Annotated in this window: 17 protein-coding genes; 15 read left to right on the forward strand and 2 right to left on the reverse strand. The window is 65.0% G+C overall.

What is annotated here, in order from left to right; translation table 11 throughout:
- The first annotated feature begins 1 nt into the window (after position 1).
- The 9 genes from J4G43_RS25720 to J4G43_RS25760 are packed head-to-tail and all read left to right on the forward strand — an operon-like array spanning position 2 to position 10,507.
- Entirely contained in the window at positions 2–2,131 is a 2,130-nt protein-coding gene (locus J4G43_RS25720; RefSeq protein WP_208086696.1) for a hypothetical protein, read from the forward strand.
- The gene (locus tag J4G43_RS25725; protein ID WP_208086697.1) at positions 2,131–2,772 is read left to right on the forward strand and encodes a hypothetical protein; all 642 of its coding nucleotides are present in this window, start codon (positions 2,131–2,133) and stop codon (positions 2,770–2,772) included. Before J4G43_RS25720 ends, J4G43_RS25725 begins: the two co-directional genes overlap by 1 nt.
- Positions 2,769–3,458: a hypothetical protein gene (locus J4G43_RS25730; RefSeq protein ID WP_208086698.1), complete on the forward strand. Its 690-nt coding sequence runs from the start codon at positions 2,769–2,771 to the stop codon at positions 3,456–3,458. The genes J4G43_RS25725 and J4G43_RS25730 overlap by 4 nt, the downstream gene beginning before the upstream one ends.
- The gene (locus tag J4G43_RS25735; protein WP_208086699.1) at positions 3,455–3,907 is read left to right on the forward strand and encodes a GNAT family N-acetyltransferase; all 453 of its coding nucleotides are present in this window, start codon (positions 3,455–3,457) and stop codon (positions 3,905–3,907) included. The genes J4G43_RS25730 and J4G43_RS25735 overlap by 4 nt, the downstream gene beginning before the upstream one ends.
- The gene (locus J4G43_RS25740; protein WP_225005079.1) at positions 3,907–4,974 is read left to right on the forward strand and encodes a hypothetical protein; all 1,068 of its coding nucleotides are present in this window, start codon (positions 3,907–3,909) and stop codon (positions 4,972–4,974) included. Before J4G43_RS25735 ends, J4G43_RS25740 begins: the two co-directional genes overlap by 1 nt.
- Positions 4,937–6,913 carry a phage tail protein gene (locus tag J4G43_RS25745; RefSeq protein ID WP_249814876.1) on the forward strand — a complete coding sequence of 659 codons (1,977 nt, stop codon included), beginning with the start codon at positions 4,937–4,939 and terminating at the stop codon, positions 6,911–6,913. The genes J4G43_RS25740 and J4G43_RS25745 overlap by 38 nt, the downstream gene beginning before the upstream one ends.
- Positions 6,910–7,356, forward strand: coding sequence for a phage tail assembly chaperone (locus tag J4G43_RS25750; RefSeq protein ID WP_038959323.1), 447 nt, complete (start codon positions 6,910–6,912; stop codon positions 7,354–7,356). The genes J4G43_RS25745 and J4G43_RS25750 overlap by 4 nt, the downstream gene beginning before the upstream one ends.
- A gap of 35 nt (positions 7,357–7,391) precedes the next feature.
- The gene (locus J4G43_RS25755; protein WP_208086701.1) at positions 7,392–9,653 is read left to right on the forward strand and encodes a carbohydrate-binding protein; all 2,262 of its coding nucleotides are present in this window, start codon (positions 7,392–7,394) and stop codon (positions 9,651–9,653) included.
- Positions 9,653–10,507, forward strand: a complete 855-nt coding sequence (locus J4G43_RS25760) for a hypothetical protein (RefSeq protein WP_208086702.1) — start codon at positions 9,653–9,655, stop codon at positions 10,505–10,507. The genes J4G43_RS25755 and J4G43_RS25760 overlap by 1 nt, the downstream gene beginning before the upstream one ends.
- Here J4G43_RS25760 and J4G43_RS25765 read toward each other — a convergent pair.
- Positions 10,504–11,547, reverse strand: coding sequence for an acyltransferase family protein (locus tag J4G43_RS25765; RefSeq protein ID WP_208086703.1), 1,044 nt, complete (start codon positions 11,545–11,547; stop codon positions 10,504–10,506). The two genes, J4G43_RS25760 and J4G43_RS25765, sit on opposite strands and share 4 nt — an antisense overlap.
- Before the next feature lie 104 nt (positions 11,548–11,651).
- Here J4G43_RS25765 and J4G43_RS25770 point away from each other — a divergent pair, with 104 nt between their 5' ends.
- The 6 genes from J4G43_RS25770 to J4G43_RS25795 are packed head-to-tail and all read left to right on the forward strand — an operon-like array spanning position 11,652 to position 14,660.
- A complete protein-coding gene (locus J4G43_RS25770; RefSeq protein WP_208086704.1) occupies positions 11,652–12,890 on the forward strand; it encodes a M15 family metallopeptidase in 1,239 nt (412 codons plus the stop codon).
- Positions 12,887–13,156 carry a hypothetical protein gene (locus tag J4G43_RS25775; protein ID WP_208086705.1) on the forward strand — a complete coding sequence of 90 codons (270 nt, stop codon included), beginning with the start codon at positions 12,887–12,889 and terminating at the stop codon, positions 13,154–13,156. The genes J4G43_RS25770 and J4G43_RS25775 overlap by 4 nt, the downstream gene beginning before the upstream one ends.
- A complete protein-coding gene (locus tag J4G43_RS25780) occupies positions 13,153–13,680 on the forward strand; it encodes a hypothetical protein (protein WP_208086706.1) in 528 nt (175 codons plus the stop codon). The genes J4G43_RS25775 and J4G43_RS25780 overlap by 4 nt, the downstream gene beginning before the upstream one ends.
- 38 nt (positions 13,681–13,718) lie before the next feature.
- Positions 13,719–14,132 carry a hypothetical protein gene (locus tag J4G43_RS25785; protein ID WP_208086707.1) on the forward strand — a complete coding sequence of 138 codons (414 nt, stop codon included), beginning with the start codon at positions 13,719–13,721 and terminating at the stop codon, positions 14,130–14,132.
- A 28-nt stretch (positions 14,133–14,160) separates the two neighbouring features.
- Positions 14,161–14,508, forward strand: a complete 348-nt coding sequence (locus J4G43_RS25790) for a septal ring lytic transglycosylase RlpA family protein (protein ID WP_208086708.1) — start codon at positions 14,161–14,163, stop codon at positions 14,506–14,508.
- Complete coding sequence (locus J4G43_RS25795; RefSeq protein ID WP_208086709.1) at positions 14,505–14,660, forward strand: hypothetical protein; 156 nt, start codon at positions 14,505–14,507, stop codon at positions 14,658–14,660. The genes J4G43_RS25790 and J4G43_RS25795 overlap by 4 nt, the downstream gene beginning before the upstream one ends.
- 266 nt (positions 14,661–14,926) lie before the next feature.
- On the opposite strand, the gene J4G43_RS25800 is transcribed toward J4G43_RS25795, so the two are convergent.
- On the reverse strand, positions 14,927–15,514 hold the full coding sequence (locus J4G43_RS25800; protein ID WP_208086710.1) for an ATP-dependent DNA ligase: 588 nt from the start codon (positions 15,512–15,514) through the stop codon (positions 14,927–14,929).
- Positions 15,515–15,535 lie beyond the last annotated feature (21 nt).

The raw sequence follows: 15,535 nt of genomic DNA on the forward strand, positions 1-15,535 counted from the left end.
GATGCCGCCGCCTTCTCTGCGGATTCCGATGCTGCTCAATATGGACGGCTTTCAAAAAAACATTGAAAGCGCCAAGGGGCTGACGTCGACCGCGACCAAGTACATCACCAAGCAGTTCATTGACATGAATGCGCAGGTGCTGGCGACGCAGGGCGCGACCGGCGCGGCCGTGCTCGGCTTTCGCTCGATCCTCGGCGTGCTCGGGCCGCTTGGCCTCGCGATCACGGGGATCGTCGGCGTGTTCAGGTTGATGGGCTACGCGACCGAGCTCGCCAAGGAGAAAATCGAGGAGTTCAACGAGATCGCGGAAAAGGCGGCAAAGGCGAACGTCTCGACCGATTTTTTCCAGCGTTTCACCAAGTCGGGCGAGCAGCTGCGGCTGACCGTCGACCAGGTCAATGATGCGCTCGAGCGCTTCAACAACAGTTCGCGCGCCGCACTCGGCGGGAGCGCGCTCGAGCAGCGGCTCGCCGAGCTGCAGAAGGCCGGCAATTTCGAGGGCAACGCCGGCGCCGGCGCGCTGACGAATGCGACCGATACCGAGGCAAAGCTGCGCGCGACCGTGCAGCTGATCCGCGAGGCGTTTGAGGCCGGCCAGCGCCTGGCTGGCCTCGACATCGCCAAAAATGCGTTTGGTCCGGAGATTACCGATCGCCTGCGCCAGGATGCGACGTTCCTCGATCAGATGCTGTCGACCGCGCAGAAGCTGTCGGCCGACAAGATCGTTTCCGACGACCAGGTGAGCCAGGCGATCCAGCTCAAGACGCGGCTCGAGGATGCGCAAAAGGTTCTCGCCGAAAAATTCAAGCCGATCCAGGATGATTTGGCAAAGCTCGGCGTCAACTATCACGAGAGCTGGATCGGCATCGTCGAAACGATGTCGTCGGCGGTCACGCAGGCGAATTCGCTCTATGGCGCGATCAAGCGGATCCCGGATGCTCTCGCCGATGCCGGATCCTCGTCGTTCTGGACCAAGCTGACCGAGGTGACGGGCAAGCTCGGCCTCAACTCGGATCCGAAAAGCCTCGGCATCATCTTTCCTGGCGAGCCTGGTTTCGCCGACGATCCGGCGCGCGGCAAGCTGGCGGCCGGCCTCAACAATCCCAACGCGGTGCGCCGATCGATGCAGGATGCGATCGACGTGCAGACGAAGCTGCGCGGCGATAATTCCATCGCGCCAGCGCAGAAAGAGACCGCCGACGCTTATGACCGGGCGATCGAGTCGCTGCAAAAGCATACGTCGCGCCTGCAGGCCGATACGCAGGCGGTCGGCCTCGGCGCCGGCGCGCTCGAGGAGTTTCGCGCCAAAAGCGCGCTGCTGACGGCGGCGCAGCAGGCCGGGATCCCGGTGCAGGGCGAGACCGCAAAGAAGATCGACGAGATCTCGCGCGCCGCCGGCGCCGCCGGCGAGGCGCTGGCGAAAGCGCGCGTTGCCAGCGAGATCAAGTTCGGCGCCGGGACGGCGTTTCTGTCCGACCAGGATGTCGCGATCGCGCAGCAGCTGCGCAGCATTTACGGCAATGACATTCCGGCGGCGATGTCCTCGAGCCAGGCTGCGGCGCTGCGCCTGGTCGACGCCAATCGCGAAATTTCCTCGACGATTTCCGGCGGCCTGACCAGGTCGCTCGCCGACGCGGTCGACGGCACGCAAACCGCAGAGCAGGCTTTCGCCAGCTTTGCCAAGTCGACGCTGCGCGCGATCGAGGAGGTGATTATCAAGCTGCTCGTCGTCGGGCCGCTGATGCGGACGTTGCAGGGCGGCCTGGGCGGCCTGGGCGGCCTGTTCGGCATCGGCAGCAATGCGACCGATGGGATCGGCGGTTTCGGCCCGACCGCGCCGATCGGGACGAATGCGGCCGGGACCGACAACTGGCGCGGCGGCCCGACCTGGGTCGGCGAGGAGGGGCCGGAAATCGTCAACCTGCCGCGCGGCGCGCAGGTCATCCCGAACGATATCGCGCGCCAGGCCGGCGGCAGCGTCAGCGCGCCGGTCAGTATCTCGATCGATGCCAGGGGCGCGGACAACGCGGCAGAGACGGGGATCAATCAGCAGCTCGCGCAGCTCAAGGCCGAGCTGCCGTCGATCGTGGTCGAGTCGGTCAAGCGCGCGCAGAAGGGGCGGAACCTGTAATGTCGATCGGATCTGAGCCTTTCGATCTCCTGGCCGACTTTCCCGGCTGGACAACGGGTTTTGACCTGCAGGCGCGCCAGGAGCAGTCGCGGTCGGCCGCCGGCGTCACCTATGTCAAGGATCTCGGGCCGCCGCTCTGGACGCTCAAGGCGCAGTCCAGGGTGCTGACGCCGAACGTGCTCGATCACTGGCGCGCGCGGCTCAAGGTGCTCGAGGGCGGCCTTTACACGTTCCGCGGTTATCCGCTGTCGCGGGTCTATCCGATCTCCTATCCGAAGGGGTCATGGCCATCAGGCGGAAGCTTTGACGGCGTCTCGGCGGCGCTGCTGTCGATCAACGCAAACCGCAAGGCCGTGCGCCTCGAGGATCTGCCGGCGGGCTTCAAATTCGTGATCGGCGATTATCTCGCGATCGGAACCGACCTGCACCAGGTCGTCGAGGCGACGACGGCTGATGGCGGCGGCGCGACGCCGGAATTCGAGGTGCGGCCGCACATCTGGCCCGGCGTCACGGCCGGCGCCAGCGCGGTCAAGGTCTATCGTCCGGCCTGCGTCATGGCGCTGGTGCCTGGCTCGGTCTCGACCGATGCGTCGCTGACCGGCTGGGGCACAATCGCATTTCAGGGGATCGAGATCCGATGACGCGCGCGATCGACGCCGGCACCTATGCGGCATTGTCGGCGCGCCGTCTGGTGCCGCGCGACTTCATCTGGTTCGTTGTCAGGGACCGCGTCACGGGCAATCCGGTGACGGACGGCTATTGGTCTGACGTCGGCACGATCGCGGCCGAGGTCATCGATCCCGATAGCGGCGCGCCTGTAACGCGGACGTTCAACGCCGGCGGCGGCCTGATCTCGATTGCCGATATTCCGCTCGTGTCGAACCTGACCGTGCAGAATGTCACGGTGACGCTGTCGCAGGTCTCGGAACGGATCAACGACCTGCTGCGCACCTATGACTGCAAGCAGGGCCGGGTGCAGATTTTCCGCGGCCTGTTCGATCGCGGCACGCGCGCGATGGTGGGGCCGGCATGGTCGCGTTTCGCCGGCACGATCGACGAGGCGCCGGTCACCACGCCGAAGGAAAACGACGCCGGCGACGTGGTCCTGACCTGCACGGGCAACACGCAGGAGCTGACGCGCGCCAATTCCGACACGCGATCCCATGCCTCGCAGCAGCTGCGCGATGAGGCTGACGAATTCTATTTGCACACGGCGACCGTGTCCGACTGGCAGCAATATTGGGGCAAGTCTGCCGGAACGCTCAGCGTGACCGGCGGCGCGCCGAATCCGATCGAGCTCGCGCGCGCGGCCGGCCTGTTCTCATGATCCGGCCCGGCAATATCGGCGACCGCACGCGCGCGGTCGCGCTGCTGCGGGACTCGCACCAGGCCGCCGGGTTCGCCGGCGCCGGCGGGTTCGTCTTTCCGTTCGATTGCGCCTATGCCGCGCGGCTCTATGCGGCGCACCTCGACCAGGTCGACGCCTGCTGCCTGGTGCTCGACGTCGCCGGCGTCGCGCAGGGGCTGCTGCTGGCGGTTGCTTATGAACATCCACACGGGCCGGTCCGGTTGGCACGCGAATCGGTCTGGTGGATCGATCCCGCGCATCGCGGCCGTTCGGCGATCGCGATGCTCGACGCTTATGAGGCGTGGGCCGCCGGACGGCAGTGTGCATTCGCCGGCATGGCCGGCATGGGTGACGATCCCGACGTCGCAAAGCTCTATCTGCGCCGCGGCTACTTCGCGGCCGAGCGGCATTTCCTCAAGGGTCTGTAATGGCGATTTTTACTGCGATCGCGACCGCAATCTCCGCGGCGTTCTTTGCCGGCAGCGCGATCGCGACGTCGATCATTGCGGGCGGCCTGGCGCTGGCGACGTCCTACGCCGTGCGCGCGCTGACCGGACAACCGCAGCAACAGGCAGGCGCCGATGCCTTCGGCGTGCAGGGCAAGCTCGCCGGCGGCGGCGACGTGCCGCGATCATTCGGCCTCGGCTATCACGTGACCGCGGGCTCGCTGGTCTATGCCAATACCTGGGGCAACGGCTACGACACGCCGAACGCGTTTCTCTCGCAAGTGATCGCGCTGTCGGATCTGCCCGGCGAGCGCCTGGTCGGCCTGTGGGTCAACGGCGCCAGGGTGACGGTGCCGCTCGGCGCCGCGCTCTATACCAATTTCGATTCGAGCGCTCTCGGCTATCAGGTTCCCGAGTACATTCGGCCGCACAATGGCGAGGGCGCACCGTCCGCGCATCTGTGGGTGAAGTTCTACGACGGGACGCAGACCGCGGCCGATGCCGCCATGTTCGGCGCGTCCTCCGCGGAGCGGCCCTATACGTCGGCGCACGTCGGCAAGGGCATTTGCTATGCCGTCATTCACGCCTTCAACGATGAGAATTTGTGGTCAGGCTTTCCGACCTTCAAATTCGAGCTGTCGGGCGTGCCGCTTTACGATCCCTCGAGGGATTCGACGGTCGGCGGATCCGGTTCGCAAACTCATGGCGATTATGGTGACCCGTCTATCGTGCGCGGCGGCGACGGCGACAACTTTCCTGCTGTGCAAATTTACAACCTCCTGCGCGGCTTCTACTATAACGGCGCCTGGCTCTACGGGCTGCAGAACACGAGCGCGGCGCGCCTGCCGGTTCTCAAACTGGATCGCGCAAATCGACAAGTGCCGGTCGACCGTGATCGGCGCCAGCGGTCCGGAGCCGAGCTACCGCACGGGCGGGCAGGTCAACGTCAACGCGCAGCTGGCGAACGCGATCGAGGCATTCCTGACCGGGTGCCAGGGTCGCATTTCCGAGATCGGCGGTTTCTACAAGATCCACCTTGGCGCGCCTGACTCGCCGACGTTCACGTTTTCCGATGGCGACATCCTGTCGACGGAAACGCAGGTCTATCGTCCGTTCTTCTCCCTGGCCGACAGCGTCAACGGGATCCAGGCGACCTATCCGGATCCCGACCAGGGCTGGAATACGGCGACGGCGCCGCCCTATCCCTCGCCCGACAGCGAGCTCGCGGAGACGCTGAAGGCGCGCGACGGCTCTCGTCAGTTGATGGCGGATCCGGCGTTTGATTTCGTGCCCTATGCCGAGCAGGCGCAGCGGCTGCAGAAATCGGCGCTCGACGAGGCGCAGCGGGCGCGGACGCACACGCTGTCATTGCCGCCGGCGTTCTGGATCGTCGAGCCTGGTGACGTCGGCGAGTGGACGTCGCAGCGCAACGGTTACGACGCGAAGCAGTTTCGCGTCGACGCGATGGTCGATCGCGCTAATCTCGACGTGATCTTGAGCCTGACCGAGGTCGATCCGAGCGATTACGACTGGGACAGCGACGCTGATTTCGCGCCGGTCACGGGCGGCGGCACGATCTCCAATCCGCCGGCGCCGCAGCCGATCGACAATTTTGACGCGCAAAAATATATTCTGGTCGACGCTGACGGCATCGGCCGCCGGCCGGCGATCCTGATCAGCTGGAATGCGCAGCCGGGGATCTCGGCCGTGCAGTTCGAGGTGCGCCTCGCCTCGGACGGCTCGAGCGTCACGCGCGGGCGCAGCGATCGGCCGACCGCGGGCAATATGATCATCACGACGTCGATCCTGCCGGCGACCCACTACCAGGTGCGCGGGCAATTCGTGCCGAGCTCGCCGCGCGATATGCTTTGGTCCGATTGGGTCGACGTCACGACCGACGACATCAGGTTTTCGCTCGCCGACTTCGATGCGGCGCTAAACGCGGAGGTGATCACGATCCGCGACGCGCTGTCGGATCAGATCAGGGAGGCGATCAACCGCATGGCGTCGGTCGCGTCAGATGTTGCCGCGCGTGCGCCTCTCGACAAGCAGAGCGTGCGCTCGCAGCTCGCGGCGCGCGCGGCCGATGCGCTGGCGCAGATCGACGACGTCCGCACGGTCGCCGTGACGACCGAAGCGGCCTATGCATCGTTCTCGACGACGGCGAGCGCGACATGGGGCTCGACGACGGCCTTTGTCGAGAATAGCGCGACGGCGATCGCGACGCTCGACGGCTACGCCGCGGCATCCTGGGGCGTGTCTGTCGGCGCCAACGGCGTCATTACCGGGAGCATCAGAATTGACGGCGGCGCGTCCTGGTCTGCCGTCATCATTCAGGCCGATAAGTTCCAGATCCAGTTGACGGGGTACAATGGCGATGCGCCGTCGATGCCGTTTACGATCGGAACGGTCAACGGCGTTCCTGCCGTTGGCATCAACGGCGCCAATATGTATCTCGACAATACGCTCAACGCGCGCGCGATTGTTGCGGGGTCGATCACAGCCGCCAAGATCGGCGCGGGCCAGATCACGTCGGATAGCGGTGTCATCGGCGCGCTTGCCGTCAAGTCACTGAGCCTCGCCGACTTTGCTGTGACGGTGCCGGTCGCGCAGTCGCTCGGCGGCAACGTGTCCGCCATCTCACCGGGCACGCCGCAGACTTATTTCAGCTTCAACCTGACGGTTGATACGGCCGGGCTCGCCGGAAAGAATATTGTGATCTATGCCAGCGTCAGCGGTATGTGGGCCAACGGCTCGGTGGCCACCGAAACCGGGCAGTTTTATCTCGTGATCAACGGCGGCGTCGCGAACGGATACGCGATTGCGACACCTTCCGGCACGCTTGCGCTGGTATCGCTCGGCGGCGCGATCAACGTCACTGCATCTGGTGGCGTGATGTCCATTTCGGTGCAGGCGCAATTCTACGCGAACTCGGCAACCTACATGCAGGCTGGAACGACCATCTACGCGCAGGCGGCAAAGCGATGAACATTCATTACAGCGTCACGACCGGCCAAATCATGGTAGTAGGCTTTGGCCCGGTCGATGACCAGGACGGGGCCGACAGCCATCTTGACGGCTGCAAGGTGCTAATCGTCGACGACGGCCAGGCCGTCGACGCCAGGCGCGACCGCGTCGATCCGATCACCCGCACCGTCGTCCTGAAAGACGCGCCTGACGCGCCGGACACGTTGGCCGACGTGCGCCGTGCCGTTGCGGCCGAACTCGCCGGCACCGATCGTTTCGTTCTGCCTGATTTTCCGATCTCCGAGACGGAGCGCGCCGCGTGGATCTCCTATCGCAAGGAGCTCAGGGACTCGTCGAAGGGCCGCGCCACGCCGGCGGATATGCTCTCGGCCGTTCCCGTGCGTCCCGATGATGTCGACGCTTTTGAATGGCTGCGATCTCGGCTTTCCGCGCCAGGCGTCTGACGCCTTAACTTTCAACTCTCGAAAATGGTGAAGCGATGACAGCGCTTGTCAGCTACTCGACCGGCACGGTTTCCGTGGCGGCCGGCGGAACGATCGTCACGGGCGTCGGCTCGATCTGGTCGGACGAAAATGCGCGGCCCGGCGATATCCTCCAGATCGGCAATTTCCAGTCGGTCATTTCCGATAAAACGGATACGACGCACCTCGTCATTCCGCCCTGGGGCGGCGGGGCGCAGGCCGGCGTCGCCTACAAGATCTGGCAGGTCTCGCCGCAGCGCTTTGCTGGCTCGGAATCATTGGCGACGGTCAATAAACTCGTCGCGGCGTTCAACACGTCCGGATATTTCGTGTTCGTCGACGTGGGTTTGACGGAGCCCGATCCGTCGCTCGGCGATGACGGGCAATATGCGTTCCAGCCGACGACCGGCAAGACGTGGGTGAAATCTGCCGGCGTCTGGTCCTATCTCGGCATTTACAAGGCGTTTCAGCTCAAGGGCGCGTGGAGCGGCGCGACCGCTTACACTGTCGGTGACGTCGTCACGTTGAACGGCTCGAGCTATGCCTGCATTCTCGACCACACCAATCACGCGCCGCCGAACGCGACCTATTGGCAATTGCTTGCGAGCATCGGGCCTGCGGGCAACACGGGGCCTGCGGCCTGGACGCCGCCCGCGGCATGGGCGACAGCGACGGCATACACTGCGGGTCCGCCCGCCAGCGTTGTCGTGCAAAGCGGCGAGACTTACGTTTGTCTTGTCTCGCACACGTCCGGAGCGTTCGCGTCAGACCTGGCCGCCAGCAAGTGGATCAAGGTGGCATCGGCCGGCGGCGTCGCATCCCTCAACGGCCAGATTGGAGCCTTGAGCTCTTATCTCGACATCACCGGTCGAGTCACGCCGACAAGTTTGACGCCTGAGCCGCAAACCAGCGTGGCGGGAGCGACGCAGCTTTATTTTACGCCCACCAAGGGCAACGGGCAGGGCGGCCTCGGTCTCAATTACGATGGGACCAATATATTCCCGGTCCCATTCCAGCAGCTGACGAACGTTCTCGCCAACTCATCGGTTGGCAATGCTGGTCCGGCCGCCGTCGTTCCGAACGCCTGCTACGACCTGTATTTTTGGGTCAACGGATCGACGCCGACGTTTACCCGCAGCGACTACTTCAAGAAATCCGCAACCGTCACAATGACGATTGCGTCCCCGGCCGTCATGTTCTGGGCGGCGCATGGGCTTTGGGATGGCACGCCGATCGTCTTCACGAGCACGGGCGCGCTGCCAGCGGGGCTCACGGCCGGAACCACCTATTTTACGAAATCGCCGGTTACAATCCCGGTCACGATCACGATCGGGTCGCCGGGCGTCGTCACGTGGAATTCGCACGGGATGCCGGACGGGACCGCCGTTGTGTTCAACACGTCGGGCGCGCTTCCCACGGGCTTAACGGCCGGAACGACCTATTACACCATCAACGGCGCGACCAATTCGCTCCAGGTTGCGGCGACAGTCGGCGGTGCGCCGATCAACACCAGCGGGTCGCAGTCCGGCGTGCATACGGCCACGGCGACCTCGCCGAACTACTTCAATGTTGCTGCGACTGTCGGCGGTGCCGCCATCAACACCAGCGGATCGCAGTCCGGCACGCACACGGCGACCGCCGGCGATGATACGGGCGCCGCAGCCTTGGCGCCAGGCGGCAATTGCGAGCAGCTGTTCGTCAATGGTCTCGCGCTCAACAAGAACGCAATCGCCAACGGGCCTGCGGCGTCTCGCGGCTTTCACGTCGGGACGATCAGGACCAATCCGGCGGGAACCGTTGACTTCATTATCGGCGGGCCTGGCCCGGTTGCCGCATCCTTCGGCATCGCCAATGTCTTCAACTACCGCGAATATACCTCGACGGTCATCGATCTCTCGGCTAGCTACACCTATTCGTCGACGACATGGCGGCAGGCCAATGGACTGGCGGCAATGTCGGGCGGAATTGTCGTCGCAACATCCAAGCCATTTCGATTTGATTACATGAGCCCGATCCTGACGGCATCGGCGGCCACAGCGACCGCGCGCAGCGGCATCGGTTACGACACGATGAGCGTCCCGCCGGTCCCGTCCGACAATACCCCGATCCGGGGTAACGGCCTGATTTTGCCGGCGCCGACATCTTTTGTCGTCAACAACCCGACGCGCGGGTGGCACCGGGTCATCGCAATGGAGAATGCTGACGGAACGAACGCGAGCTCGTTTAACCTCGGCGGCAGCATTTCCACCAGCGGCCTCAAGATCAAGGTGTGGCTCTGATGTTTAGCGGCCCAGCAGCACCGGATCCGTTTCTGCTCTCGGACAGCGTCGCGACCAGCGCGGGGCTGACCGGCGGGACGATGGGCTATCGCACGACGAGCGGGCGATCTCCGCGCGCGGTGACCATCAACCCGGCGCAGAAGACGCTCATTGATCTGTCGTTCGGGCAGTCTCTCAGGAGCAATATTCTGCCGACGCTGGTAGCTCCAGCAAACCCCAGCGTCATTCATAACTTCAACATCTACGACGGCAATTTCTACGACGTGGCCGGCCCGTTGTTGGGCACGACTTACGCCAGTTCGTTGGCTCCTCCGCTCGGTCCCGGCAATCCGCTGGTGCTGGAGGCCGACAAATTCATTGCGGCGGGGGTCGATCAGGCTGTTCTCTGCTCTGGCTGCATCGGCGGCACCACGGCGGCACAGTGGGGCGATCCGGGTGGGCCGCATACTGATCGCGGCCCGAAAATGATCCGCCGTCTTGCGGCGCGCGGCATCACGCCGTCGACGCCCGGCACGATCTGGATTTGCGAATTCGCGATCGGCAACCAGGATCTGGCGATCGGTACGTCTCAGGCTGCCTTCATGGCCTCCGCCATGAATTTCATCAACAACATGGTGGCGGCCGGATTTAACGGGCGGTTCTTTATCCCGCTTGAGAGTGGGGCCGGCCAGACATCCAACGCCATCAGGTCCGCACAAGCCGCCCTGGTGGATAACGTCAACATCTTCTCAGGCGGCGATTACGATTCCAGCACGATTGCCACCTCTGACGGCGTGCACCCGAACAATGCTGGAGGTGCGACGCAGGCAACGATTGGCTACAACGCCAAGCACGCGAGCGGAGTCCCGCTTTAGTGTCGCGCGTGCTCGAAAGTCTTCGCGGCGAACGCATTCTTGAGCCGCAGAAAGTGGCGTTCGATCCCATAAAAGGACAGCGCCGCAATGGCGTAAGTGGCGCCGACCGCTTCGAGCGTTGCGAGCGGCGTATCGCCGAACCAGTGAAATATGGGAAGGTGCCAAAGGTAAAGACCATAGGAGATCTTGCCAGTCCAGCGCAGCGGCGCAGTCTCGAGAATGGCCGGCGGCCTCACAACGGTGCAGACGATCGCCAGCATAGCGAGGCAATCGAGCGGCACCCATGCCCAGCGAAAGGCGGCGCCGCTGTGAAAGAACTCGAGCGATGCTGCCGCCATGAAACCTGCCAGTGCAGCGGGACCGACGATGGCACTGGTCCGGCCGCTTGGTGTCCATCCGTTTGCAACGATCCACGCGCCGAGCGCGCCCCACATGAGACCGTCGAAATGCAAATCTGTCCTGAAATAAAGATTGAAGATGCGGGCTTGGTCGTAAACGAGGAGCCGAGCGATCGGCGGGGCCGCGATTCCGACCAATAGCAGCACGAGAAACAACCGTCGAAACGGCAGCGCGAGGGTCAGCACGAACGGCCATAGCAAATAAAACTGTTCCTCGACGGACAGCGACCATAGATGCCCGAAAACCCATTGATAGGTCCAGCCGGTCGCGCCGTAGTTGAATGCGAGCGTCCAGTTCCAATAATAGAAAACGATCGATCTGGCGTTCTCCAACGTCATCGCGAGCTCGGGTGGCGCGTAAACAGCGACGTAGGCTGTCACGCACCCGACCATGATGAACAGCGCCGGCAAAAGCCGCAGCGCGCGCCGCATGTAGAAGCGAGCGACGTTGATCCTGCCGGTGGCGAGATGTTCGTTCAGCAATATCGACGTGATCAGAAAGCCGCTGAGAACGAAGAACAGATCGACGCCGATGAAACCGCTGCGGAGCAATTGCGGGTGGCTATGCGCGGCAAAGACCATCAGCAGCGCGATGCCTCGGATCCCGTCCAGGGCTGATATGTGACTGGTTTTGATGCTCATTCGGGAGCCCTAGCAGGCACAACCGAGCCGCGCAATTGCCGCCTCGTGGCTATCCCCCGACGTGTCGACGCAAAATTTCGTTTCCCTGCAATGGAGCAACACTCATGACGGCCTGGCCGAAAGACACGCAGGCGGCGCGGAACGCCTTCTATGGGGATCCCGGCAAGGGGCAGATCGCGCCGCAGATGGTGCCGATCGTGCCGCCGTTCGCGATGTATTACGAGGGGCGCCGTGTCAAGTCGATCATGTTCCATCGCAAGGCCGCGCCGGCGCTGCTCGCGGCGCTCAATGAAATCTGGGACTACTGTCAGCGCGATCAGAAAAAGATCGATGCGGCCGGCGTCTCGAATTACGCCGGCGCCTACAATCATCGGATGGTTCGCGGATCCGCGACGAAATGGTCGAACCACGCCTATGCGGCTGCGATCGATTTGAACGCCGGCGAGAACGCGCTCGGCGTCAAAAAAGGGACCATGCCGCAATTCGTCGTCGATGCCTTCTGTCGACAAGGTGCGATGTGGGGCGGCTGGTACACGTCGCGGCCGGATTGGATGCATTTTGAATTCGTCGACAATGGCGGCCGCAAGCCGAAATCGCCGGCGCCGTCGTTCGGGCGCGTGCCGCTGCTCGCGCATCCCGAAACCGGCGCGCCGCTCGACGAGCTCGAGGCGCCGCCGCCGGCGAGCTCGCCGCCGGCCGCGCCGCCGAACGTGCAGCCGCTCGATCCCGATGTCCGCGGCGATGCCGTGCTGTTCGACGTGCAGCGGCGTCTCAAAGCGCGGCGCTATTCGCCTGGCGTGCTCGATGGGCGCTGGGGCAGCGGCACCAGCGGCGCGCTGTCTGGCTTCATGAACGATCGCGGCCTGGTGCTTCCGCTGCCGTCCTCGGTCGACGAATTCCACGGCATCGCCGACCAGGTGCGCGCCGAGCTCGCCAGGGCCGAGACCGAGATCCAGCCGGACGGCAGTGTCGGCTGGTATCGGCCGGTCAGCGCGGCGCGCGCCGGCGCGGATCCCAAGATCGTCACGCAGCTCGCGCCGGAAGTGGTGCCGGCTAGGCGCAATTTCCTCGCGTCGCTTTGGGCCGCGATCCTGGCGGCGCTGAGCGCCGTTTGGGAAACGGTCCGCGGCTACGTGTCCGACGCCTGGAATTTTTTCACGGATCATCGCGACGTCGTCGACGATCATCCGGGCCTGGTCTCGGCGGCTTGGGAGCATGTCACGGCGCTGCCGTCCGGCGTCTGGCTGCTGCTCGGCGCCGGCGGCCTGTTTTTCATCGCTAACAATTCCTGGCGCGCGATCAAGACGTCGACGCTCGCCGTCACGACGGGGGAACGGCAATGATCGAGTTCAAAGCGGTCCTGGCGGCGCTGCAGGCGTCCGGCCTGGTCGCGAAACTGATAGCAGCGGTCGTCGCGGCGCTCGCGCTGCTCGCCGCCTATGGCGTCTGGCATCACCGGGTTTTTCAATCCGGCTATGACCGCGCGCTCGCCGACATCGCGGCCGAGGACAAGCGCGCGATCGGCAGGGCGACCGAGCTGCGCGACGTCTGGCGCGACTGCCGCAAGCGCGGCGGCCGCTGGATCCAAAGCGAGGGGAAATGCGCATGACCAGGCTTGCATCGATCGCGCTGCTCGCGCTGCTGCTGGCCGGCTGCGCCTCGCGCGGTCCGGCCTCGATCGCCGGCGGCGAGTGCCGGATCTTCGAGGCGCCGCGTTACGAGGTGCGCGGCGCGCGCGAGTACGACCAGGACTGGATCGATAGCCAGGTCGAGGGCGGCGTCGGCGGTTGTCACTGGAAGCGGCCGGCACGGCGGCCGGCGGCGATCGAGGCGTCGCCGGCGCCGAGGGTTGCGCCGGCCAAACCGGCGAGGCGCGGGATCATCCGGCGGATCCGCGATCGCGTGCTGCCGACCAGGTCGACGCCGCCAGTTGCGGCCGCGCCGATCGAGGTGCCGCCGGCGCCTGTCATTGCGCCGGCGCCGGATCCTGCGCCGCCGCGGCCGCAGCGCGCTCGAGCGGCTGCTGCAGCCGCGCGACGACGATTGATGGCAAAGCGGACCGGCCGGCCGCGTCAACGGCCGGCCGGTCCTAACCCGCGTGAAGCGTCAGACCTTCAAGCAGGCTGGGAATGATCCTGGCTCGAAACCTCTTAACGGCTGGGAAATTTGAAGTGGAAAGCAACAACGTCGCGACCATCGCCGTGATCATTTCCGGCGTTACCTTGCTCATCATGGTGGGCGAAAAATTGTTCGGCGGCGGAAACAGGCTGGCGGCCATGTTTGCAAAGCTCGAGAAGGAAACGACGGCTGCGATCCAGCAGCTGCGGACTGATCTGACGGGGCGCGTCGACGAATATGAGGATAACTATCGCGTTGGCCTCGACGCGATGCGCGCCAACATTCACGCGATGCAGATCGCGCTGCTCGAGTTTCGCGCCAAGATGGCCGAGGAGTATCTGCCGAAGGGCGATCACGGCGAGGGCGTGCGCGAGATCAAGAGCGACATGCGCCAGGGATTCGAGCGGCTCGAGCAGCGCCTCGAGCGGATCGAGCGCTCTGAGCGGGGCGATCGCTCCGACAAGTAACTCCATCAAACTTTAGGGAATGCATCACATGAAAACCGCTTTTGCCGCGGCGCTCGCGCTCGCCTGTCTGGTCTCGAGCGCGGCCGCGGCCGAGATCTGCGAGGCCTCGCAATATGGCGTCGGCGACGGCTACCACGGCCGCCGCACGGCGTCCGGCGCCAGGTTCAACACGTTTGCGCGGGATCCTTTCACGGTCGCGCACAAGTCGCGGCCGCTCGGGAGCGTCGTGACGATCACCAATCTTTCCAACGGCCGCGCGATCCGCGCCGTCGTCAACGATCGCGGGCCGTTCGTCCGCGGCCGCTGCGTCGATCTCGGTCGCGCCGGCGCGATCGCGCTCGGCATGGGCGACCTTGCCAGGGTCAGTGTCGAATGAGCGCCGATCGCTGCCAGCGTTGCGCGCGGATCCTCGGCCGCCTGGGCGCGCTGCTGCTCGCGCCGGCCTGGCTGCTCTACGGCCTGGTGCTCGCCTGGGCGCGCCTCGGCGACCTGGTCGCGCAGCGCGGCGACCGGCGGCGCCGGCGATGACGGCGCAGCTCGAGGCGATGGCGATCGCCGCAATCCTTCTGCTCGCCGCCTGGGCCGTCGAGGCCTGGCTCGAGGGCTGACGAGATCCGGCCGGCCGCGTTGCTGCCGCGGTTGGCCGATGTGGCGCCTGGTTGGGGGACCGGGCGACGCGAGAAACCCGCCACGGGCGACCGTGGCGGGTTTTTTCGTGCGCGAGGCGACCGAGTGGCGGGCGGGGTGGTTTTAACGCATGGACGGGCCGCGCTGCGAATCCTGGCGCGGGTCTGTCATTCAAACCGGCGCGACATTGCCGGATGCGCGCGGTTCTTGACCTTGATCCAGTCGCAGGTGCGCGGCCGATAGCGCCGCTCGCGATGCTTGGAAACGATCCCCTCGAGATTCATCCGGCAGGCCGCGTCGAACAGATCCGGGCCGATCGCGCCTGGCTCGAACGGCGCCACGAAGATTCCTTCGGCGCGGCCGCGCAGCAGCTTGCCGAGCTCGGCCTTGCGCTCGAACAGCGGCAGCTGGCGCAAATAGTCGCCGGCGAGGCCGACCAGGTCGAAGGCGTAGAGCTGCGCCTCGGCGTTGTGGCGGCCGGAATGCAGCGCGTCGAAATCCGAGACGCCGCGGAGGTCGAGCACCACGATCTCGCCGTCAATCGCGAAATCGTCCTGGCGCAGCTTGCGCGCGGTCTCGGCGATGAAGGGGAAGCGCCAGGTCCAGTCGAGGCCGGCCTTGGACTCGAGCCGGACGCGATCGCCGGCGCGCACCAGGCGGGCGCGGTATCCGTCATATTTGATTTCGTGGATCCAGTCGGGGCCGGACGGCACGGCCTTGGCGGCCTTGGGAACGCAAAACTCAAAGGGTCGCATGGGGCGCAGATAAGCATCGCC

It is taken from the genome of Bradyrhizobium barranii subsp. barranii (genome assembly GCF_017565645.3).
GTDB classification, from domain to species: domain Bacteria; phylum Pseudomonadota; class Alphaproteobacteria; order Rhizobiales; family Xanthobacteraceae; genus Bradyrhizobium; species Bradyrhizobium barranii.

What these genes read in the sequence shown, in the direction of transcription:
- J4G43_RS25720 (WP_208086696.1), top strand. Translation starts at nt 2, where the DNA reads ATGCCGCCGCCTTCTCTGCGGATTCCGATGCTGCTCAATATGGACGGC.
- J4G43_RS25725 (WP_208086697.1), top strand. Translation starts at nt 2,131, where the DNA reads ATGTCGATCGGATCTGAGCCTTTCGATCTCCTGGCCGACTTTCCCGGC.
- J4G43_RS25730 (WP_208086698.1), top strand. Translation starts at nt 2,769, where the DNA reads ATGACGCGCGCGATCGACGCCGGCACCTATGCGGCATTGTCGGCGCGC.
- J4G43_RS25735 (WP_208086699.1), top strand. Translation starts at nt 3,455, where the DNA reads ATGATCCGGCCCGGCAATATCGGCGACCGCACGCGCGCGGTCGCGCTG.
- J4G43_RS25740 (WP_225005079.1), top strand. Translation starts at nt 3,907, where the DNA reads ATGGCGATTTTTACTGCGATCGCGACCGCAATCTCCGCGGCGTTCTTT.
- J4G43_RS25750 (WP_038959323.1), top strand. Translation starts at nt 6,910, where the DNA reads ATGAACATTCATTACAGCGTCACGACCGGCCAAATCATGGTAGTAGGC.
- J4G43_RS25755 (WP_208086701.1), top strand. Translation starts at nt 7,392, where the DNA reads ATGACAGCGCTTGTCAGCTACTCGACCGGCACGGTTTCCGTGGCGGCC.
- J4G43_RS25760 (WP_208086702.1), top strand. Translation starts at nt 9,653, where the DNA reads ATGTTTAGCGGCCCAGCAGCACCGGATCCGTTTCTGCTCTCGGACAGC.
- J4G43_RS25765 (WP_208086703.1), bottom strand. Translation starts at nt 11,547, where the DNA reads ATGAGCATCAAAACCAGTCACATATCAGCCCTGGACGGGATCCGAGGC.
- J4G43_RS25770 (WP_208086704.1), top strand. Translation starts at nt 11,652, where the DNA reads ATGACGGCCTGGCCGAAAGACACGCAGGCGGCGCGGAACGCCTTCTAT.
- J4G43_RS25775 (WP_208086705.1), top strand. Translation starts at nt 12,887, where the DNA reads ATGATCGAGTTCAAAGCGGTCCTGGCGGCGCTGCAGGCGTCCGGCCTG.
- J4G43_RS25780 (WP_208086706.1), top strand. Translation starts at nt 13,153, where the DNA reads ATGACCAGGCTTGCATCGATCGCGCTGCTCGCGCTGCTGCTGGCCGGC.
- J4G43_RS25790 (WP_208086708.1), top strand. Translation starts at nt 14,161, where the DNA reads ATGAAAACCGCTTTTGCCGCGGCGCTCGCGCTCGCCTGTCTGGTCTCG.
- J4G43_RS25795 (WP_208086709.1), top strand. Translation starts at nt 14,505, where the DNA reads ATGAGCGCCGATCGCTGCCAGCGTTGCGCGCGGATCCTCGGCCGCCTG.
- J4G43_RS25800 (WP_208086710.1), bottom strand. Translation starts at nt 15,514, where the DNA reads ATGCGACCCTTTGAGTTTTGCGTTCCCAAGGCCGCCAAGGCCGTGCCG.